The organism is Pseudomonas sp. 58 R 12 (assembly GCF_900005865.1).
Lineage (GTDB): Bacteria > Pseudomonadota > Gammaproteobacteria > Pseudomonadales > Pseudomonadaceae > Aquipseudomonas > Aquipseudomonas tritici.
This window is the reverse complement of record NZ_CVTP01000019.1, coordinates 99,271-115,963: the sequence shown is the minus strand read 5'-3', so window position 1 is coordinate 115,963 and position 16,693 is coordinate 99,271. Positions and strand designations below refer to the sequence as shown.

At 58.5% G+C, this 16,693-nt stretch carries 15 protein-coding genes; 9 read left to right on the top strand and 6 right to left on the bottom strand.

From position 1 onward, the window contains the following. Positions 1–161: 161 nt before the first annotated feature. From BFP95_RS16185 to gmd, 3 genes are read right to left on the bottom strand one after another with little or no spacing between them, the layout of a single operon-like run. Positions 162–1,334 (bottom strand): DegT/DnrJ/EryC1/StrS family aminotransferase, encoded by a 1,173-nt coding sequence (locus BFP95_RS16185; RefSeq protein WP_065910412.1) that lies wholly within the window; start codon positions 1,332–1,334, stop codon positions 162–164. Continuing rightward, positions 1,331–2,260: an NAD-dependent epimerase/dehydratase family protein gene (locus tag BFP95_RS16180; RefSeq protein ID WP_083207094.1), complete on the bottom strand. Its 930-nt coding sequence runs from the start codon at positions 2,258–2,260 to the stop codon at positions 1,331–1,333. The genes BFP95_RS16185 and BFP95_RS16180 overlap by 4 nt, the downstream gene beginning before the upstream one ends. A gap of 21 nt (positions 2,261–2,281) precedes the next feature. Next, positions 2,282–3,367, bottom strand: coding sequence for a GDP-mannose 4,6-dehydratase (gene gmd / locus BFP95_RS16175; protein WP_065910411.1), 1,086 nt, complete (start codon positions 3,365–3,367; stop codon positions 2,282–2,284). A gap of 554 nt (positions 3,368–3,921) precedes the next feature. On the opposite strand from gmd, the gene BFP95_RS16170 reads away from it, so the two are divergent. Next, entirely contained in the window at positions 3,922–4,254 is a 333-nt protein-coding gene (locus BFP95_RS16170; RefSeq protein ID WP_065910410.1) for a ComEA family DNA-binding protein, read from the top strand. An 18-nt stretch (positions 4,255–4,272) separates the two neighbouring features. On the opposite strand, the gene BFP95_RS16165 is transcribed toward BFP95_RS16170, so the two are convergent. Beyond that, positions 4,273–4,851, bottom strand: coding sequence for a TetR/AcrR family transcriptional regulator (locus BFP95_RS16165; RefSeq protein WP_065910409.1), 579 nt, complete (start codon positions 4,849–4,851; stop codon positions 4,273–4,275). A 131-nt stretch (positions 4,852–4,982) separates the two neighbouring features. Here BFP95_RS16165 and BFP95_RS16160 point away from each other — a divergent pair, with 131 nt between their 5' ends. Both BFP95_RS16160 and BFP95_RS16155 read left to right on the top strand, forming a co-directional pair. Next, entirely contained in the window at positions 4,983–5,627 is a 645-nt protein-coding gene (locus BFP95_RS16160; protein ID WP_065910408.1) for a GntR family transcriptional regulator, read from the top strand. Positions 5,628–5,642: 15 nt separating this feature from the next. Beyond that, complete coding sequence (locus tag BFP95_RS16155) at positions 5,643–6,491, top strand: urea carboxylase-associated family protein (RefSeq protein ID WP_065910407.1); 849 nt, start codon at positions 5,643–5,645, stop codon at positions 6,489–6,491. Positions 6,492–6,565: 74 nt separating this feature from the next. Here BFP95_RS16155 and BFP95_RS16150 read toward each other — a convergent pair whose 3' ends face one another. Further along, the gene (locus BFP95_RS16150; protein WP_065874977.1) at positions 6,566–6,733 is read right to left on the bottom strand and encodes a DUF2897 family protein; all 168 of its coding nucleotides are present in this window, start codon (positions 6,731–6,733) and stop codon (positions 6,566–6,568) included. A 111-nt stretch (positions 6,734–6,844) separates the two neighbouring features. Next, positions 6,845–8,209 carry an ethanolamine permease gene (gene eat, locus BFP95_RS16145; RefSeq protein ID WP_049709334.1) on the bottom strand — a complete coding sequence of 455 codons (1,365 nt, stop codon included), beginning with the start codon at positions 8,207–8,209 and terminating at the stop codon, positions 6,845–6,847. Between the two features lie 411 nt (positions 8,210–8,620). On the opposite strand from eat, the gene kdpF reads away from it, so the two are divergent. The 6 genes from kdpF (at position 8,621) to BFP95_RS16115 (ending at position 16,653) form a co-directional block, all read left to right on the top strand. Beyond that, the gene (gene kdpF / locus BFP95_RS16140) at positions 8,621–8,710 is read left to right on the top strand and encodes a K(+)-transporting ATPase subunit F (RefSeq protein WP_003218754.1); all 90 of its coding nucleotides are present in this window, start codon (positions 8,621–8,623) and stop codon (positions 8,708–8,710) included. 9 nt (positions 8,711–8,719) lie between these two features. Next, entirely contained in the window at positions 8,720–10,414 is a 1,695-nt protein-coding gene (gene kdpA / locus BFP95_RS16135; RefSeq protein WP_065874979.1) for a potassium-transporting ATPase subunit KdpA, read from the top strand. Between the two features lie 17 nt (positions 10,415–10,431). Beyond that, a complete protein-coding gene (gene kdpB, locus BFP95_RS16130) occupies positions 10,432–12,483 on the top strand; it encodes a potassium-transporting ATPase subunit KdpB (RefSeq protein WP_371905663.1) in 2,052 nt (683 codons plus the stop codon). Positions 12,484–12,583: 100 nt separating this feature from the next. Continuing rightward, a complete protein-coding gene (gene kdpC, locus BFP95_RS16125; protein ID WP_065874981.1) occupies positions 12,584–13,129 on the top strand; it encodes a potassium-transporting ATPase subunit KdpC in 546 nt (181 codons plus the stop codon). A gap of 145 nt (positions 13,130–13,274) precedes the next feature. Next, complete coding sequence (locus BFP95_RS16120; protein WP_065910406.1) at positions 13,275–15,926, top strand: sensor histidine kinase; 2,652 nt, start codon at positions 13,275–13,277, stop codon at positions 15,924–15,926. A 37-nt stretch (positions 15,927–15,963) separates the two neighbouring features. Continuing rightward, positions 15,964–16,653, top strand: coding sequence for a response regulator (locus BFP95_RS16115; protein ID WP_065910405.1), 690 nt, complete (start codon positions 15,964–15,966; stop codon positions 16,651–16,653). The last annotated feature ends 40 nt before the right edge of the window (positions 16,654–16,693 follow it).

Below are 16,693 nucleotides of genomic sequence, written 5' to 3'. Positions count from 1 at the left end.
GTGGAATTGTGTTGCAGTATCTTCGTTGACAGATGAATCCGGTCGGCGCTTTATACAAGTTTACAGATGGTTGGAGCAGGGAAGTCTACAAGCGATAGTTAATATTGTTATCGCTGTGAGTTCCTGCTCCGTCCTACCATGCTTGTGTGTTAAAAGCTAACTCAGGCTCGGATGCTATTAAGCAGTGAGAACGCCTCTGAGATTGAGTAGTGATGATTGCCAATGAACAGGCCGAATTTGTCGATATGTTCGGCATTCTTCAGTTCCCCATGAACCTCGGAGTCAAAATATTTTACAACTTCGTTTTTGGCGAAGTTACCGGCCACAATCGGGCGACATTCAAATCCGAGGCTGTTCAGCTTTTCAACGAGCGCCCTGCGCGTCAGCTTGCTTTCAGGTCGTATCACTAGACTGAAACCAAACCAACTGGACTTGCCAATCTCTTGTTGAATGATGATGTCCGGGTGATCTGCCATGTCTGCTTGTAGCAGAGCACCGTTTTTACGCCGTTCCTGAATGAGTTTTGGAAGACGCTTGACTTGTTCTACACCCAACGCGCCTTCGAGTTCCAGGGGTCGAACATTGTAGCCAGGTAAAACGAAGCGGAACGACTCTTCGAATGGGTCGTCACTTTTTTCGCTGCAGACCAAGTTTTGCTTGGGCAGGTTTCGGGTCCAGCCATGAGCGCGCAGAGAGAGCAAGATTTGATAGAGCTCTTCGTCGTCGGTGACTATCAGGCCACCTTCCATCGTCGAAATGTGATGACTGAAAAAGGAGCTGAAACTACCCATGACGCCGAAGGTACCAGCTTGTTTGCCGTTGTAAGTTGCTCCCATCGACTCGCAGTTATCTTCGATCAGAACAATCTTGCGGTCCCCGATAATCTCTTGAATGCGCCCGAAATCGTTCGGATTGCCGAGAAGGTTTACGGCCATAATGGCCCGGGTCTTATCAGTGACTGCTAGTTCCAGCTGTTCCAGATCGTAATTCAAAGTGTGAAGATCGATGTCAACAAACTTTATTTTCAGGCCGTATTGATAAAGCGGGTAGTAGGTAGTGCTCCATGATACGGCGGGAACGATGATTTCATCGCCGCGCTCGAGTTTCAAGTCCGCATTTTTAGTATAAAAAAGGGCGGCAACAATCAGGAGGTTTGCGGAGGAGCCAGAGTTAACCATTACGCAGTGCTTGCTGCCTACGAACTGCGCGAAGTCTTGTTCAAATGCTTTGACGTTTTCGCCCATCGTGAACATGCCGGTGGCAATGACACGTTGCATCGCGTCGAGCTCTTCTTTTTCCCATGTAGAAGCGGCCAGAGGGAATCTAGTACTCATTGTTGATGCTCCAGATAATAGCGATAGGTCTTTTCAATGCCCTCTTGCAGGGTATGACGTGGTTTCCAACCCCATAGTGACTGCCGCTCGATATTCACTAGTTTGCGCGCCATTCCAACGGGCTTGGTCACGTCATGTATGAATTGGCCTCGGTAGTCCATCACTGCGGCTGCGGCGTGATAGTACTCGTTGATAGAGTGATCATGTCCCAGGCCTACGTTCATATTCAGGGGCAGCGAATCGAACTTGTCTACGGCCTGTATGATAGAGTCGGCGAGGTCTCCACCATACATGAATTCACGCCTTGCATTGCCGTCGCCCCATATCTCCACGTTGGGATCATTATTTGTCTTTGCTAAGTGAATCTTATGTATGATCGCAGGCAATAGATGTGAGTGTGAAGGTTCGAACTTGTCGAATCGACCGAAGATGTTGCATGGGATTAAGGTCTTGTAATGAAAGCTCGTATCCTCTCGCGTGATATATTCACATAAGCGTGCTGTCGTTACTTTCGCTAATGCATATCCCTCATTGGTTGGTTCCAGCTCGCCCTTCAGGATCATGTCTTCGCTGAGGGGCTCAGAATGATTACGGGGGTACATGCAAGAACTGCCCAGGTTGATTAGACTTTTTACGCCAGCCATGCGAGCTGCCCAGACGATATTGCGGCCCATATCGAGGTTATCCAGCAGAAACTTTACGGGCTCTCTGATATTTGCTTGAATGCCACCCACTTTACCCGCTGCATGAATTATCAAGTTCGGCTGGGAGCGCTCTAGATAGCTCTGGACTGCTTTGAAATCGAGCAGGTTCAGCTCAGTACTTGGCGGGGCGAGCACTTCAAAGTCGTCAATGCGGGAGTGTTCGAGGAGATTACGCCCCACCATGCCACTGCCGCCGGTCAACAAAATTCGTATTTTTTTCATCTAATAGATTGCCAAATACAGTTATTCGTTATAGCTGAATGTGGGATACCCGTGCTGTTTGATGAGTTCATCTCTTTCGGCACTTTTTAGGTCCTCACGCACCATTTCACTAACGAGTTCAGCGAACGTGATCTTTGGGCTCCAGCCAAGTTTCGCCTTCGCTTTGGAAGCATCACCCAACAGCGTTTCGACTTCGGTAGGGCGGAAGTATCGTGGATCGACCGCAACGATACATTTACCAGCATCGTCATACCCTTTTTCATCTTCGCCTTCACCTTTCCAGGTGATGGGCATACCCAACTCTTTAGCCGCAGCGTTTACAAAATCACGTACGCTATATTGGACTCCCGTTGCAATGACGAAGTCTTCAGGTTTTTCCTGTTGAAGCATCAACCACTGCATTTCGACGTAGTCTTTTGCATGGCCCCAGTCTCGAAGTGAGTCCATGTTGCCTAGATAGAGGCACTCTTGCAGGCCAAGTTTGATACGAGAAAGAGCGCGGGTGATTTTACGTGTCACAAAAGTCTCACCGCGAATTGGGCTTTCATGATTGAACAAGATACCATTGCAAGCGTAGATGCCATAAGCTTCGCGATAGTTAACGGTAATCCAATATGCATATAATTTCGCAACTGCATAAGGGCTGCGTGGGTAAAAAGGCGTAGTTTCTTTCTGTGGGGTTTCTTGCACCAGCCCATAAAGTTCTGAGGTTGATGCTTGGTAAAACCGAGTTTTTTTCTCAAGACCTAGAATTCGGATTGCTTCCAGGATACGTAGGGAGCCGAGTGCGTCTGAGTTTGCGGTATATTCCGGCTCTTCAAATGAAACGGCCACATGACTTTGCGCTGCAAGGTTGTAGATTTCATCCGGTTGAACTTTTTGAATGATATGGGTCAGGCTTGATGAGTCCGTCATATCTCCGTGATGAAGGAAAAAGGGCAATCCTTTATCGTGAACGTCATGGAAAAGATGGTCGATACGAGCTGTGTTGAATAATGAGCTGCGTCGTTTTACACCGTGAACTTCGTAACCTTTGTTCAGTAAGAGTTCAGCAAGATAAGCGCCATCTTGTCCTGTTACACCGGTAATGAGTGCTTTCTTAATCATTTCTTCTTCCATAATTGTTTTTGAAACTTTGAGTGTTGCTTTCGCCGAGAGATATTCGGCTGAATAACGATGATTTATAACTCAATTATTTCAGGATGTTCACTGCCGCGGGGCACCACAGCGTCGTGATAGCGTTTTTTGCATATTGGCTGTGTTTTTCTAGCCCCATCGTAAAAACGGCCTCGGTTTGGGTGTCGAGTTGTTCCGGCTGTTACCAAAAGCGGTTCAGCCAAATTTGAAATCATAAATTATGTGTCAATCGGCTTTGCGTTGAGCCGAAGGCCCATAGCTTAACCCACATCGGGAGCCTGACAAATTTTAACTCATACCATGACTCGAGACCATTTTTTCACTGAACGGTCTGCTCGGTGCTGTTCGTATCGCTCAACCTTTGATGCATTCGCTCTTGTTGGAAATTCAGTGATCGAGCGTCTACCTCGGGGTGCTACATACCTTGTAACCGAGTCTTTTTTGACTGCCTGCCAACATCACCTAACTTAGAAAAGCAGCTTCGGAAAAGCTGCTTTTCTCTTACCAATGTCATGGAGCGTCAAATGCAAAACACCTACCTCACCGCCCTAATCTTTACCTTCCTCACCACCTTGTCCGTCACCACCACCGCAGCCCCCTCCATCAAACCGGAAGCCCTAACCCCCATCACCGCCCAGATGCCCAAAGCCGAGCAATCCGCCAAGGTCAACCTCAACGCCGCCGACGCCGAAACCCTGCGCCGTGACCTCTTCGGCATCGGTGCCTCCAAAGCCAAGGCGATCATTGCTTACCGCGAAAGCAATGGTCCGTTCACGGCGGTGGATGAGTTGTTGGAGGTGAAGGGGATCGGCAAGGCGTTGTTGGAGAAGAATCGCGACAGGCTGGTGATCAACTAAGTCAGCAGGGGAGGCCGGTCATTGACCGGCTTTTTCATCTTCTGAAACCTGGGTTTTCAAATTTTCTCGCACGACATCCAATATGCGCATCGCCAGTGCTTTGTCCTCGACGCTCCGGGCCAGCACCAACGCTCCCACCAGTGTCGACATCATCACCAGGCTTTGTGCATCACCCTGTTCATTCCCCAGCGCCGTTTCAATCTGTTTGAGTCGTGCGCCGAGCACTGTGTCCGTTGTTGCACTGTGCTGGCCTCTTAACCCGAGTTCGGAGGACATGGTTGGCAGCGGGCATCCCTGATCCGGGGAGGTCAGGTGCCATTCCGACAGGTAGCTGTCGATAAACGCTTCCAGCGGCCGGTTCTGGCTGAACAACATCTCGCAATGCGCGTCCAGCTCTGCTGCTGCGACTTGCAGGGCCTTTTCCACCAGCTCGTCCTTGGACTTGAAGTGTGCGTAGAAGCCGCCATGGGTCAGGTTCAGCGCTTTCATCAACGGCTGCAGGCCGGTGGCGCCGATACCGTCGCGGCGAAAACGCACGGAGGCTTCCTTGATGATGCGTTGGTGGGTCTGGGCTTTGTGGTCGGATGAATAACGCATAGGAAGGCCTCGGTTACAGGTTGGCATTCTAACCATGTGTATCGATTTACATGTATGTCCTCTGTCTTGGACGTTGGCATGAAAAGTGGTTACCTCTACGCATGAGATTGTTCAACAATCGTGAGGCAGTCATGACAGCCAGCTTGTCTTTAGCCGACCAGATTGCCCTGGAGCTTCGCGCCGACATCATCGGCGGGCGGCTTTTACCGGGGATGCCGTTGGTCGAGATGGACCTGGTGAAAGCCTACAACGCCTCACGTAACACCATCCGCGAAGCACTGCACCGTCTAGGCCAGGAAGGCCTGACCCGCTACGTGCGTAACAAGGGCGTCATGGTCCGGCGGCTGGAACGTGATGAGGTGCGTGATTTGTTTGTAGTCCGCCGCACCCTGGAGTTGCAGGCCATCGCCCAGAGCGGTCCGCTGACAGAGGCCCAATCCGAACGCATGCAAAACGCTATCGACGCCACCACCCTGGCCCGTGAGCGCGAAGACTGGCGTGCGGTTGCCACCCACAGCCTGGTGTTTCACCAGCAGATTGTCGGGTTGATGCGCAGCCCCTTGTTCGATGAGTTTTGTGCTCAGGTCATCGCGCAACTGCGTTTGGTGTTTTGCGCCGCGCCTGATGAGCAGCGCTTCCAGTCGCCGTGGCTAGAGCGTGATCGTGAGATTTACACATTACTGGCCCAACAGGATAAACCGGCGGCAGGGGAGGCGATGAGCCTCTACCTGGATGATTCGGAACGCCTTTCCCTGGCCTTGTTTCACCACCCCTGATCGAGGATCTGCATCATGTACAAAGACTATCCGGCCGCTTATCAGGTCAGCAAAGGTTCGGCGCTGCAGGTCGACACGGCGTTTTACGAGCGCATCCGTGACCAAAAACAGCAACGTACTTTGATCGAGCAGTTCGAGGTGCCAATCCGCACGGGCAGGGCGTGGAAGGTGCCGGCTGGGCATGTGTTTCGTGTGACCACGCCGGTCGGTCCACAGGTGGGTGACTTCAATGTGTGGAACGCCAACGACCCTCGCGAACGCCTGTGGGCAGCGCGCACGCGTCAGTTGCAGGGCGCGCATGTGAGCACTCATGACCGGTTGTGGTCGAACCTGCCATTTCTAAGGCCTCTGGTGACGATCACCGATGACAGCCTGGCGGGCTACGGGATCGATGAGCACGGCGGGCGCTTGCATGATTTGCTCGGCACGCGTTGCGATCCGTATGTGAATCGGATGCTCACCGGCGAGGACTTCCATCACCATTGCCATTCGAACCTGACTCGCGCGGTGTTACCCCACGGTCTGACGGAATTCGACGTGCATGACGTACTGAACATTTTCCAGTGCACGGGCCTGAATCATGACGACATGTATTTCATGAAGGCTTGCCCGGCGCAGAAGGGCGATTACCTGGAGTTTTTTGCAGAGATTGATTTGCTGTGTGCGCTGTCGACGTGCCCGGGCGGGGATTTATCGCTGCCGATGTGGGGGCCGGATGCACAGGACCCTCTGACGGTATGCCGTCCGTTGGGGGTTGAAATTTATAAGTTGGAAGATGAATTGCTGAGCGGCTGGAGCCAGCCTGAGCGTGCTGCCTATAAGGGGCAGCACGGGTTGCATATTGCCAAGGCGGATTGGGAGTAACGCTTTAGAGGGGCTGCTTCGCAGCCCAACGGGAGCGAGCACCCTCGCCACAGGTGTGTGTCAGGGCAGCCAAGTCAGCGATCCTGCGCGTCCTTCGCATCCGCCTGGGCGTTGCGGTCGGCCACGCGCTTACGTTGTTCGTCGGTGAGTTCCACCTTGTTGGCGCTGTCTCGCAGCATCATCAGCCCACCGACGATCGACCCGATCGCGACCACCATAATCAACCACGCATACCACGGCATAAGGCTCTCCTTGAGGCAGATCACCGTGGGAGAATTTTCCCACGGGAATAACTGCTTTGAGTAACAGGCTTTCTCAGGAGTTCAGTGTAGGCCTGTTCCGCCTCGTTAACCTCAGAGTCCGGTCAACATCGCATCCGCGGGTGCATCCGCGCGGTCTTGCGCGGTCATTTGGAAGTAAACGAATCCGACGGCCATAAAGCCCAGGAAGATCAGCCCGATCAGCGTGTTGAACCAGGCCATGGCCACCAGGCACACCACCGCCAGCACCAGCGCAATGCCCGGCACGATGGGGTAGCCCGGTGCGCGGAAGGTGCGCTCCAGCAACGGTTCGGTCTTGCGCAGTTTGAACAGGCTGAGCATGCTCATGATGTACATCACAATGGCGCCAAATACGGCCATGGTGATCATCGCTGCGGTCAGTGTCATGCCGCCCAGGTTGATCAGGCCGTCGCTGTAGATCGCGGCGATACCGACCACGCCGCCGGCGATGATTGCCCGGTGCGGTGTCTGAAAGCGCGACAGTTTTGCGAGGAAAGACGGCAGGTATCCGGCGCGGGCCAGGGCGAAGAACTGACGCGAGTAGCCCAGGATAATGCCGTGGAAACTCGCCACCAGGCCGAACAAGCCGATCCACACCAGCATGTGCAGCCAGCCGGAGCTGTCGCCGACCACGGTTTTCATGGCTTGTGGCAATGGGTCGTTGATATTGGAGAGGGTGCGCCAGTCGCCCACGCCGCCGGCAAAGAACATCACACCCATGGCCAGGATCACCAGGGTCAGGATGCCGCTGATGTAGGCTTTTGGAATGGTGCGCTTCGGATCTTTCGCTTCTTCGGCGGCCATGGCCGCGCCTTCGATGGCGAGGAAGAACCAGATAGCAAACGGAATCGCGGCAAACATGCCGGCAATTGCCGGGGCGCCAAAGGTGTCGGAACCGGCCCAGCCGTTCAGGGCGAAGTTGCTGAAGCTGAAGGCGGGCGCTACGACACCCATAAACACCAGCAACTCGGCGACGGCGAGTACGCACACGACTAATTCGAAGGTGGCGGCGAGTTTCACACCAAGGATGTTCAGGCCCATGAACACGATGTACGCGCCGACGGCCGCGTGTTTTGGGTCCAGTGCCGGGAATTGAACGTTCAGATAAGCGCCGATGGCCAAGGCGATCGCAGGCGGCGCGAAGACGAACTCGATCAAGGTCGCGAGCCCCGCGATCAAGCCGCCTTTCTCACCAAAGGCACGACGGCTGTAGGCAAACGGCCCACCCGCGTGAGGAATCGCGGTCGTCAGCTCGGTGAAACTGAAGATGAAGCAGGTGTACATGGCGGCGACCATCAACGAGGTCACCAAAAAGCCCAAGGTCCCGGCGACGCCCCAGCCATAGCTCCAGCCGAAGTATTCACCGGAAATCACCAGGCCGACGGCGATACCCCACAAGTGCAGGGTGCCCAAGGTGGGTTTGAGTTGTGTGTTCATTGTGCTGCTCCCTGAACGGTTTGGAATGATTCAAGGTGTTGCAGCGTGCATGCCAGGCTGAGAATCATTGTCGTAAAGCCGTGCAACTGTCGCCACGGGAACGGTTTGGCGTTTGAATTTGCCCTGCGTTGCACCAGATAAGTGCTGTGTTGACTGAGCTGGCGTCTTCGCGGGCAAGCCCGCTCCCACATTGGAGCGCGTATTTCCTGCTGAAACGCGGTCGAGTGTGGGAGCCGGGCTTGCCCGCGATGAGGCCTTCCCATCCACAGCAAATCCCCCTGTAAACCCCGCATAAACCCACTCTTTACGCCATCTTTACGCCCCGCCCGCCACCTCGCTCTCGTTCCTTTACACCACTCCTGCCGACAATTGACCCACACGCGGCACTCGCCGCTAAACGGAGAGACTTCCATGAGCGTTCTGGACGGGGTGTCACTGCTATTGGCCGTGGCGCTGTTCATTTATCTGCTGGTTGCGCTGTTACGCGCGGATCGGAACTAGGAGCTGGCCATGCACAGTTATGACTATTGGCTGATCATTGCCTTTTTTGCCGTGGTGCTGGTGCCGGCCCCGTTCCTGGGGCGGTTCTATTACAAGGTGATGGAAGGGCAGCGCACCTGGCTGAGCCCGGTTCTGTGGCCTGTGGAAAAAGCCTGTTATCGCCTGTCGGGCGTGGACGAGCAGCAGGAACAAAGCTGGCAGAAATACATGCTGGCCTTGCTCGCGTTCAACCTCGCGGGTTTCTTGCTGTTGTTCGCGATCCTGGTGTTCCAGGACTATCTCCCACTGAACCCGCAGAAATTGCCGGGTCAGGAATGGACGCTGGCCTTCAACACTGCGGTCAGTTTCATGACCAACACCAACTGGCAGTCCTACAGCGGTGAGGCGTCTTTAAGCTACCTCAGCCAAATGGCCGGCCTCACCGTGCAGAACTTCGTCAGTGCTGCCACTGGCCTGGCAGTCCTGGTCGCGCTTTGCCGTGGGATTGGTCGCAAATCGGCGCAGACTTTGGGCAACTTCTGGGTCGACATGACCCGCGCCACCCTCTACGGCCTGCTGCCGTTGTGCCTGGTGCTGGCGTTGTTCCTGGTGTGGCAGGGCGTTCCGCAAACCTTCGCTCACTACGTTGATGCCGTGACGATGCAAGGCGTGGATCAAGTGATCCCCCTGGGCCCGGCAGCCAGCCAGATTGCGATCAAGCAGTTGGGCACCAACGGCGGTGGCTTTTTTGGTGTCAACTCGGCGCACCCGTTCGAAGACCCGACTGCCTGGGCCAACCTGTTCGAAGTGGCATCGATCATCCTGATCCCGGTGGCGCTGGTGTTCACCTTCGGCCACTACGTCAAAGACCTGCGTCAGAGCCGTGCGATTCTCGGCTGCATGCTGGCGCTGTTCCTGATCGGCGGCGCGACCTCTTTGTGGTCCGAATACCAGCCCAACCCGACCCTGAACAACCCGGCCGTGGAGCAGACCGCGCCGCTGGAAGGTAAGGAAGCGCGCTTCGGCACCACTGGCACGGTGCTGTGGTCGGTGACCACCACCGCAGCGTCCAACGGTTCGGTCAACGGCATGCAGGACAGCCTCAGTCCCCTCAGCGGCATGGTGGCGCTGGTCAACATGATGGTCGGCGAAGTGATCTTCGGCGGCGTCGGCGCCGGGATGTACGGCATGTTGCTCAACGTGTTGATCGCGGTGTTCCTCGCCGGCCTGATGATCGGCCGCACCCCGGAATACCTCGGCAAGAAGCTGCAGGCCAAGGAAGTGCAATTGCTGGTGGTGACCCTGCTGGTCATGCCGGTTGGCGTACTCGTGCTCGGCGCCATTGCCGCGAGCCTGCCTGGCCCGGCCGGTGCCATCAGCAACCCAGGTCCGCACGGCTTCAGCCAGTTGCTCTACGCCTACACCTCGGCCAGTGCCAACAACGGCTCGGCGTTCGGCGGCTTCAGTGCCAACACGCCGTTCCACAACCTGATGCTCGGCCTGGGCATGTTGATCGGTCGCTTCGGCTACATCCTTCCGGTACTGGCCCTGGCCGGCAGCCTGGCGATGAAGAAGGCCGCACCGATTGGCCAGAACAGCTTCCCTACCCATGGCCCGCTGTTCGTGACCCTGTTGACCGTGACCATTTTGCTGGTGGGCGGCCTGACCTTCCTGCCGACGCTGGCACTGGGCCCAATTGCTGAACACTTGAGCATGGGCTTCTGAGGGATATGAAAATGAATATGCCTGTAAAAAATGCGGCTCCGGTGCAAACCCAAGAGCCCGCCAAAACTGCCATCTCCGTCCTGTGGCGCCCGGCGCTGGTCCAGGCGTTCGTGAAGCTGGACCCGCGCCAACTGCAACGTTCGCCGGTGATGCTGGTGGTCGAGCTGACCGCCATCCTCACCACCGTACTGTGCTTTGTGCCGGACACGACCGTGCCGACCTACGTCGCCGTGCAAATCGCCGTGTGGCTGTGGTTCACCGTGCTGTTCGCCAACTTCGCCGAAGCGTTGGCCGAAGGACGTGGCAAGGCCCGCGCCGACAGCCTCAAGGCGGGCAGCGAAGGCTTGAGCGCACGCCGCAAAGAGGCCGATGGCAGCTTCAAAGTGGTGCCGGCCACCAGCCTGCGCAAAGGTGATGTGGTGCGCGTTACCGCTGGGGAAATGATCCCTGGTGACGGCGAAGTCGTCGAAGGCATCGCGGCGGTTAACGAAGCGGCGATCACTGGCGAATCCGCCCCCGTGATCCGCGAGTCCGGTGGCGACCGTTCTGCCGTCACCGGCAACACCCGTCTGGTATCGGACTGGCTGCTGATCCGCATCACTGCCAACCCCGGCGAGTCGACCCTGGACCGCATGATCGCCCTGGTTGAAGGCGCCAAACGCCAGAAAACCCCCAACGAAGTCGCGCTGGATATCCTGCTGATCGGCCTGACGCTGATCTTCCTGTTGGTGGTGGTGACCCTGCAACCGTTCGCCCACTTCGCCAATGGCAGCTTGCCGTTGGTTTTCCTGGTCGCACTGCTGGTGACGCTGATTCCTACGACCATTGGCGGCTTGTTGTCAGCCATCGGTATCGCCGGTATGGACCGCCTGGTGCGCCTCAATGTGATCGCCAAGTCCGGCCGCGCCGTGGAAGCGGCGGGGGACGTGCACGTATTGCTGCTCGACAAGACTGGCACCATCACCTTTGGTAACCGGCGGTGTGCGGCGGTGGTCGCGGCGCCTGGCGTCAGCGGCAAGGACGTGGCCGAAGGCGCGTTGTTTGCCTCCCTGGCGGATGACACCGCGGAAGGTAAATCCATCGTTGAATACCTGCGCGCCTTGCACCCGCAAGCCGAGCCGACCGCGGATGAGCTGACGGCCGTGCCGTTCAGTGCTGAAACCCGGTTGTCCGGTGTCGATTATCAGGGCCGTGTGTTCCGCAAAGGTGCCGTGGATTCGCTGCTGGCGTTTATCGGTCAGCAACGCAGCGACCTGCAACCAGCATTGTCGCGGGAAATCGACAAAATCGCCCAGAGCGGTGGCACGCCGTTGCTGGTGTGTGCCGATGGCAAGTTGCTCGGTGCGATTCACCTGAAGGACGTGGTCAAGCCCGGCATCCGCGAGCGTTTCGCTGAGTTGCGCAAACTGGGCATTCGGACCGTGATGGTGACGGGCGACAACCCGCTGACCGCCGCTGCGATTGCTGCCGAAGCGGGCGTGGACGACGTGTTGGCGGAAGCCACGCCGGAGAAAAAACTCGCCCGTATTCGTCATGAGCAGAACGACGGTCGCCTGGTGGCGATGTGCGGCGACGGCGCCAACGACGCCCCGGCGCTGGCCCAGGCGGACGTCGGCATGGCGATGAACGATGGCACCCAGGCCGCCCGCGAAGCCGCCAACATGGTCGACCTCGACAGCGACCCCACCAAGTTGCTGGACGTGGTGCAGATCGGCAAGGAATTGCTGGTGACGCGCGGTGCGCTGACCACCTTTTCCATCGCCAACGACGTGGCCAAGTACTTCGCAATTTTGCCGGCGCTGTTCGCTTCGATCTACCCGCAACTCGGCGTGCTCAATGTGATGCACTTGCAGAGCCCGCAGAGCGCGATCCTCTCGGCCATCGTGTTCAACGCACTGATCATTGTGGTGCTGATCCCGCTGGCGCTGCGCGGTGTGCGCGTGCAGGCGGCGAGTGCGGCGGCGTTGCTGCGGCGCAACCTGCTGATCTACGGGCTGGGCGGGCTGCTGGTGCCGTTCGTGGGCATCAAGGCGATCGACATGCTGCTGACTGCGTTGCACCTGGTGTAACCGAACCTGCTCTTTGTAGTGAGCGGGCTTGCCCCGCGTCGGGCTGCGAAGCAGCCCCATTGCAACACGGCAGAGCGTCCCACAAATTGAGGAATCCAAAATGTCCAACATTGTCCGCCCGGCCCTGAGCCTGCTGGTGCTCATGACCCTGATCACCGGCGTCGCCTACCCATTGGTAGTGACCGGCGTCGCCCAAGTCGCTTTCCCGGACCAGGCCAATGGCAGCCTGGTGCGCGACGCCAGCGGCAAAGTGCGCGGCTCCAGCCTGATCGCCCAGGACTTTACCGGTGACAGCTGGTTCCATCCGCGCCCCTCGGCCGGCGCTTTCGCGACGGTTTCCAGCAGCGCCAGCAACCTTGGCCCAAGCAACCCGGCGCTGGCGACGCGCATCTTTGATGATGCGAATAAACAGCTCGTGCCCAGCCAAGGGCCGGTGCCTTTGGCGTCGCTGACTACCTCCGGCAGCGGTCTTGATCCACACTTGCCACCGGAGGCGATTGCCTATCAACTGGCGCGGGTGGCGGCGGCGCGGAGTGTGCCGGTGTCGACCTTGCAGCGGTTGCTCGATGAGCACATCGAAAGCCCGTTGGTAGGGCCGCCGGTGGTGAATGTGCTGGCGCTGAACATGGCTCTGGAAAAACTGTAACCCCCTGTGGGAGCGGGCTTGCTCGCGAAAGCGATCTATCAGTAACAGATACATTGGCTGATACACCGCTTTCGCGAGCACGCCCGCACACACATTGGATCTTCAGTGGGCCTGAATACTTGAATACCTGAAGGAACCCCCAAGCATGAGCGACTCCGGCCGCGCCGATGCCCTGCTAGCCGATCTGCCCCGCAACGGCCGTGGCCGGCTCAAAGTCTTCCTTGGCGCCGCGCCCGGCGTGGGCAAGACCTACGCCATGCTCCAGGCCGCCCACACCCAATTGCGCCAGGGCGTGAAGTTGATCGCCGGCGTGGTCGAGACCCATGGTCGCGCCGAGACCGAAGCCTTGCTCAGCGGCCTGCCGCAGCAACCGTTGCTGCGCACCGAATATCGCGGCGTGATGCTTGAAGAAATGGACCTCGACGGCCTGCTCGCCGCCAAGCCCAAGCTGGTGCTGGTGGACGAGCTGGCCCACAGCAACGCCCCCGGCAGTCGCCATGAAAAGCGCTGGCAAGACATCCAGGAACTGCTCGCCGCTGGCATCAATGTGTTTACCACGGTCAATGTCCAGCACCTGGAAAGCCTCAACGACCAGGTGCGCGGCATCACCGGCGTGCAGGTGCGTGAAACCCTGCCGGACTGGGTGCTGCAAGAGGCCGACGAACTGCTGCTGATCGATCTGCCCTCTCGCGAGTTGCTGGAGCGCCTGCGCGACGGCAAGGTTTATGTGCCGGAGCAAGCCCGCGCGGCCATCGATGCGTTCTTCACCCAGACGAACCTCATGGCCTTGCGCGAGTTGGCGATGCAAACCGCCGCCGCCCATGTCGACGATGATTTGGCCCAAGGCTACCGCCAACTTGGCCAGGCCGCGCCGGCAGTGCGTGGGCGTTTGTTGGTCGGCGTGGACGGCGATGCACAGGCCGAACGCCTGGTGCGCCATGCCAGCCGTGTTGCCCAACGCCGGCATTTGCCGTGGAGCCTGGTGCACATCGACAACGGCCGCGCGCGGGACGAGCAGTTTCGATTACGCCTGCAAAATGCCCAGCAACTGGCCGAACGCCTGGGCGGTGAAGTGGTGTTGCTGCGAGCCGGCGAGGTGGCCAAGACGCTGATCCAGCATGCCGCCGAACGCCGCGCCAGCCTGGTGTTGGTGGGGCAGTCGCGGATGCGTTGGCGGCGTCGGTTGTTCGGTGGCGGCCTGGCTGCGCGGTTGCTGCGGAATGCCCGTGGCTTGGAAATCAACGTCCTCGACAGCGATGACATCCCCGCACCGTCACGCTTGCCGGACGTGCGCGGGCTGGTGTGGTTCGACTATGCGCTTGCGGTCGTGGCGACGGTGGTTGCTGCGGTATTGGCTTGGGCGGTGTCCAGTGTCTTGCCGCTGCCGAATATCTCGCTGGTGTTCCTGGCGGCGGTATTGCTGGTGGCCGTGCGCAGCAGCCTGGGGCCGTCGCTGGTGTGTGCGGCGTTGTCGTTCATGACCTACGACTTCCTGTTTATCCCACCGAATTTTTCCTTCGCCATCCAGCGCGAAGAGGACGTGCTGACCCTGTTGTTCTTCCTGTTAATGGCGGCGCTGACTGGCAACCTGGCCGCGCGTCAACGCCGTCAGTTGCAGGCGTTGCGCGACACTCAGGAAGAAACCAGCGAACTGCTCGACCTGTCACGCAAACTGACTGCAGCCACCGATCGCCAAGCGGTGATCAGCGCCGCGGCGCATCACCTGGAAGGCTGGAGTGACCTGGACCTGTGCCTGGTCAATCGCGATGGCCAGGGCGGTTGGGCGATTGAGACCGGCGGCCCGCTGACGCTTAGCGAAGCCGAGCGCGCCGCTGCTGATTGGGCCTGGCAGCATGACCAGCCGGCGGGCATGGGCACCGGCACCTTGCCGTTCGGGCGTTGGTGGTGGTGGCCGTTGTCGGGCGAAGAGGGCCCGTTGGGTTTGCTGGGCGTCAGTCCAAAACCCGGCCAGGAGCTGAGCGGCCAACGCCGTCGCTTGCTGACTGCCCTGAGCCAGCCATTGGCCCAGGCGCTGGCGCGGGCGCAACTGGCCCAGGAGCTGGAGTCCGCACGGTTGCACGGTGAGACCGAGCAACTGCGCAGCGCCTTGCTGGCCTCGGTGTCTCACGATTTGCGCACGCCGCTGACCTCCATGCGCGGCAGCATCGACAGCCTGTTGGCGCTGGGTGAGGCCATCCCGCTGGAAGATCGCCGCGAGTTGCTTGAAGGCACCCGCGATGAGGCCGAGCGTCTCGACCGCTATATCCAGAACTTGCTCGACATGACGCGCCTCGGCCACGGCGCGTTGAAACTGGCGCGGGATTGGGTGTCGCCCGGTGATATCGTCGGCAGCGCCCTCGGCCGTTTGCGTGCGGTGCTGGCGCCGTTGCAGGTGAGTACCGACGTGCCGCCTGAGTTGCCATTGTTGTATGTGCATGCTGCGCTGATCGAACAAGCGCTGGTCAATGTGCTGGAAAACGCCGCGCGTTTTTCACCGTCTCAAGGGCGCTTGCAACTGAGTGCAGGCGTGCTGGATAACCAGCTGTTTTTTGCCGTCGCCGATGAAGGCCCAGGTATTCCCGAAGACGAGCGCGCAAAGATTTTCGACATGTTCTATACCGCCGCACGCGGTGATCGGGGCGGGCAGGGCACAGGCTTGGGCCTGGCAATCTGCCAGGGCATGGTCGGTGCCCACGGCGGGCATATCAGCGTAGCCGACGGCATTGACGGGCGCGGCACCTGCATCACCTTGTTCCTGCCCTTGCCGACTCAGCCTGGCCTGGAGCGCGAGGCATGAGCTACCCTGTTTTCTTCACGGATTTTGATTGGACACCATGAGCCAGACCGCGACGATTTTGGTCATTGATGACGAACCGCAGATCCGCAAATTCCTGCGCATCAGCCTGGCCTCCCAGGGCTACAAAGTGATTGAGGCCGGCACCGGCAGCGAAGGCCTGGCCCAGGCGGCACTGAGCAAGCCGGATTTGCTGGTGCTCGACCTTGGCTTGCCGGACATGGACGGCCAGCAGGTGCTGCGCGAATTCCGTGAGTGGTCGACGGTGCCGGTGTTGGTGCTGTCGGTGCGGGCCAGTGAAGGGCAAAAAGTCGAGGCGCTTGACGGTGGCGCCAATGACTATGTGACCAAACCCTTCGGCATTCAGGAGTTTCTCGCTCGGGTACGTGCGCTGCTGCGCCAGGCGCCTGCGGGTGAATCCCAGGAGGCGGCCTTGCGGTTTGGCCCATTGACGGTGGACCTGGCCTATCGTCGCGTGCTGCTGGACGGCGCCGAAGTGGCGCTGACGCGCAAGGAGTACGCCGTGCTCGCGCAGCTCGCCCGGCACCCGGGGCGGGTGATTACCCAGCAGCAATTGCTCAAGGACATCTGGGGGCCGACTCACACCGAGGACAGCCACTATCTGCGTATTGTGGTGGGGCATCTGCGGCAGAAGCTGGCGGATGATCCGACTCAGCCGAGGTTTATCGTGACCGAGGCGGGGGTGGGGTATCGGTTGTTGAGTGCCTAGATGTTTGGCGTCGGCTCCGAGGCCGTCGCGGACAAGCCCG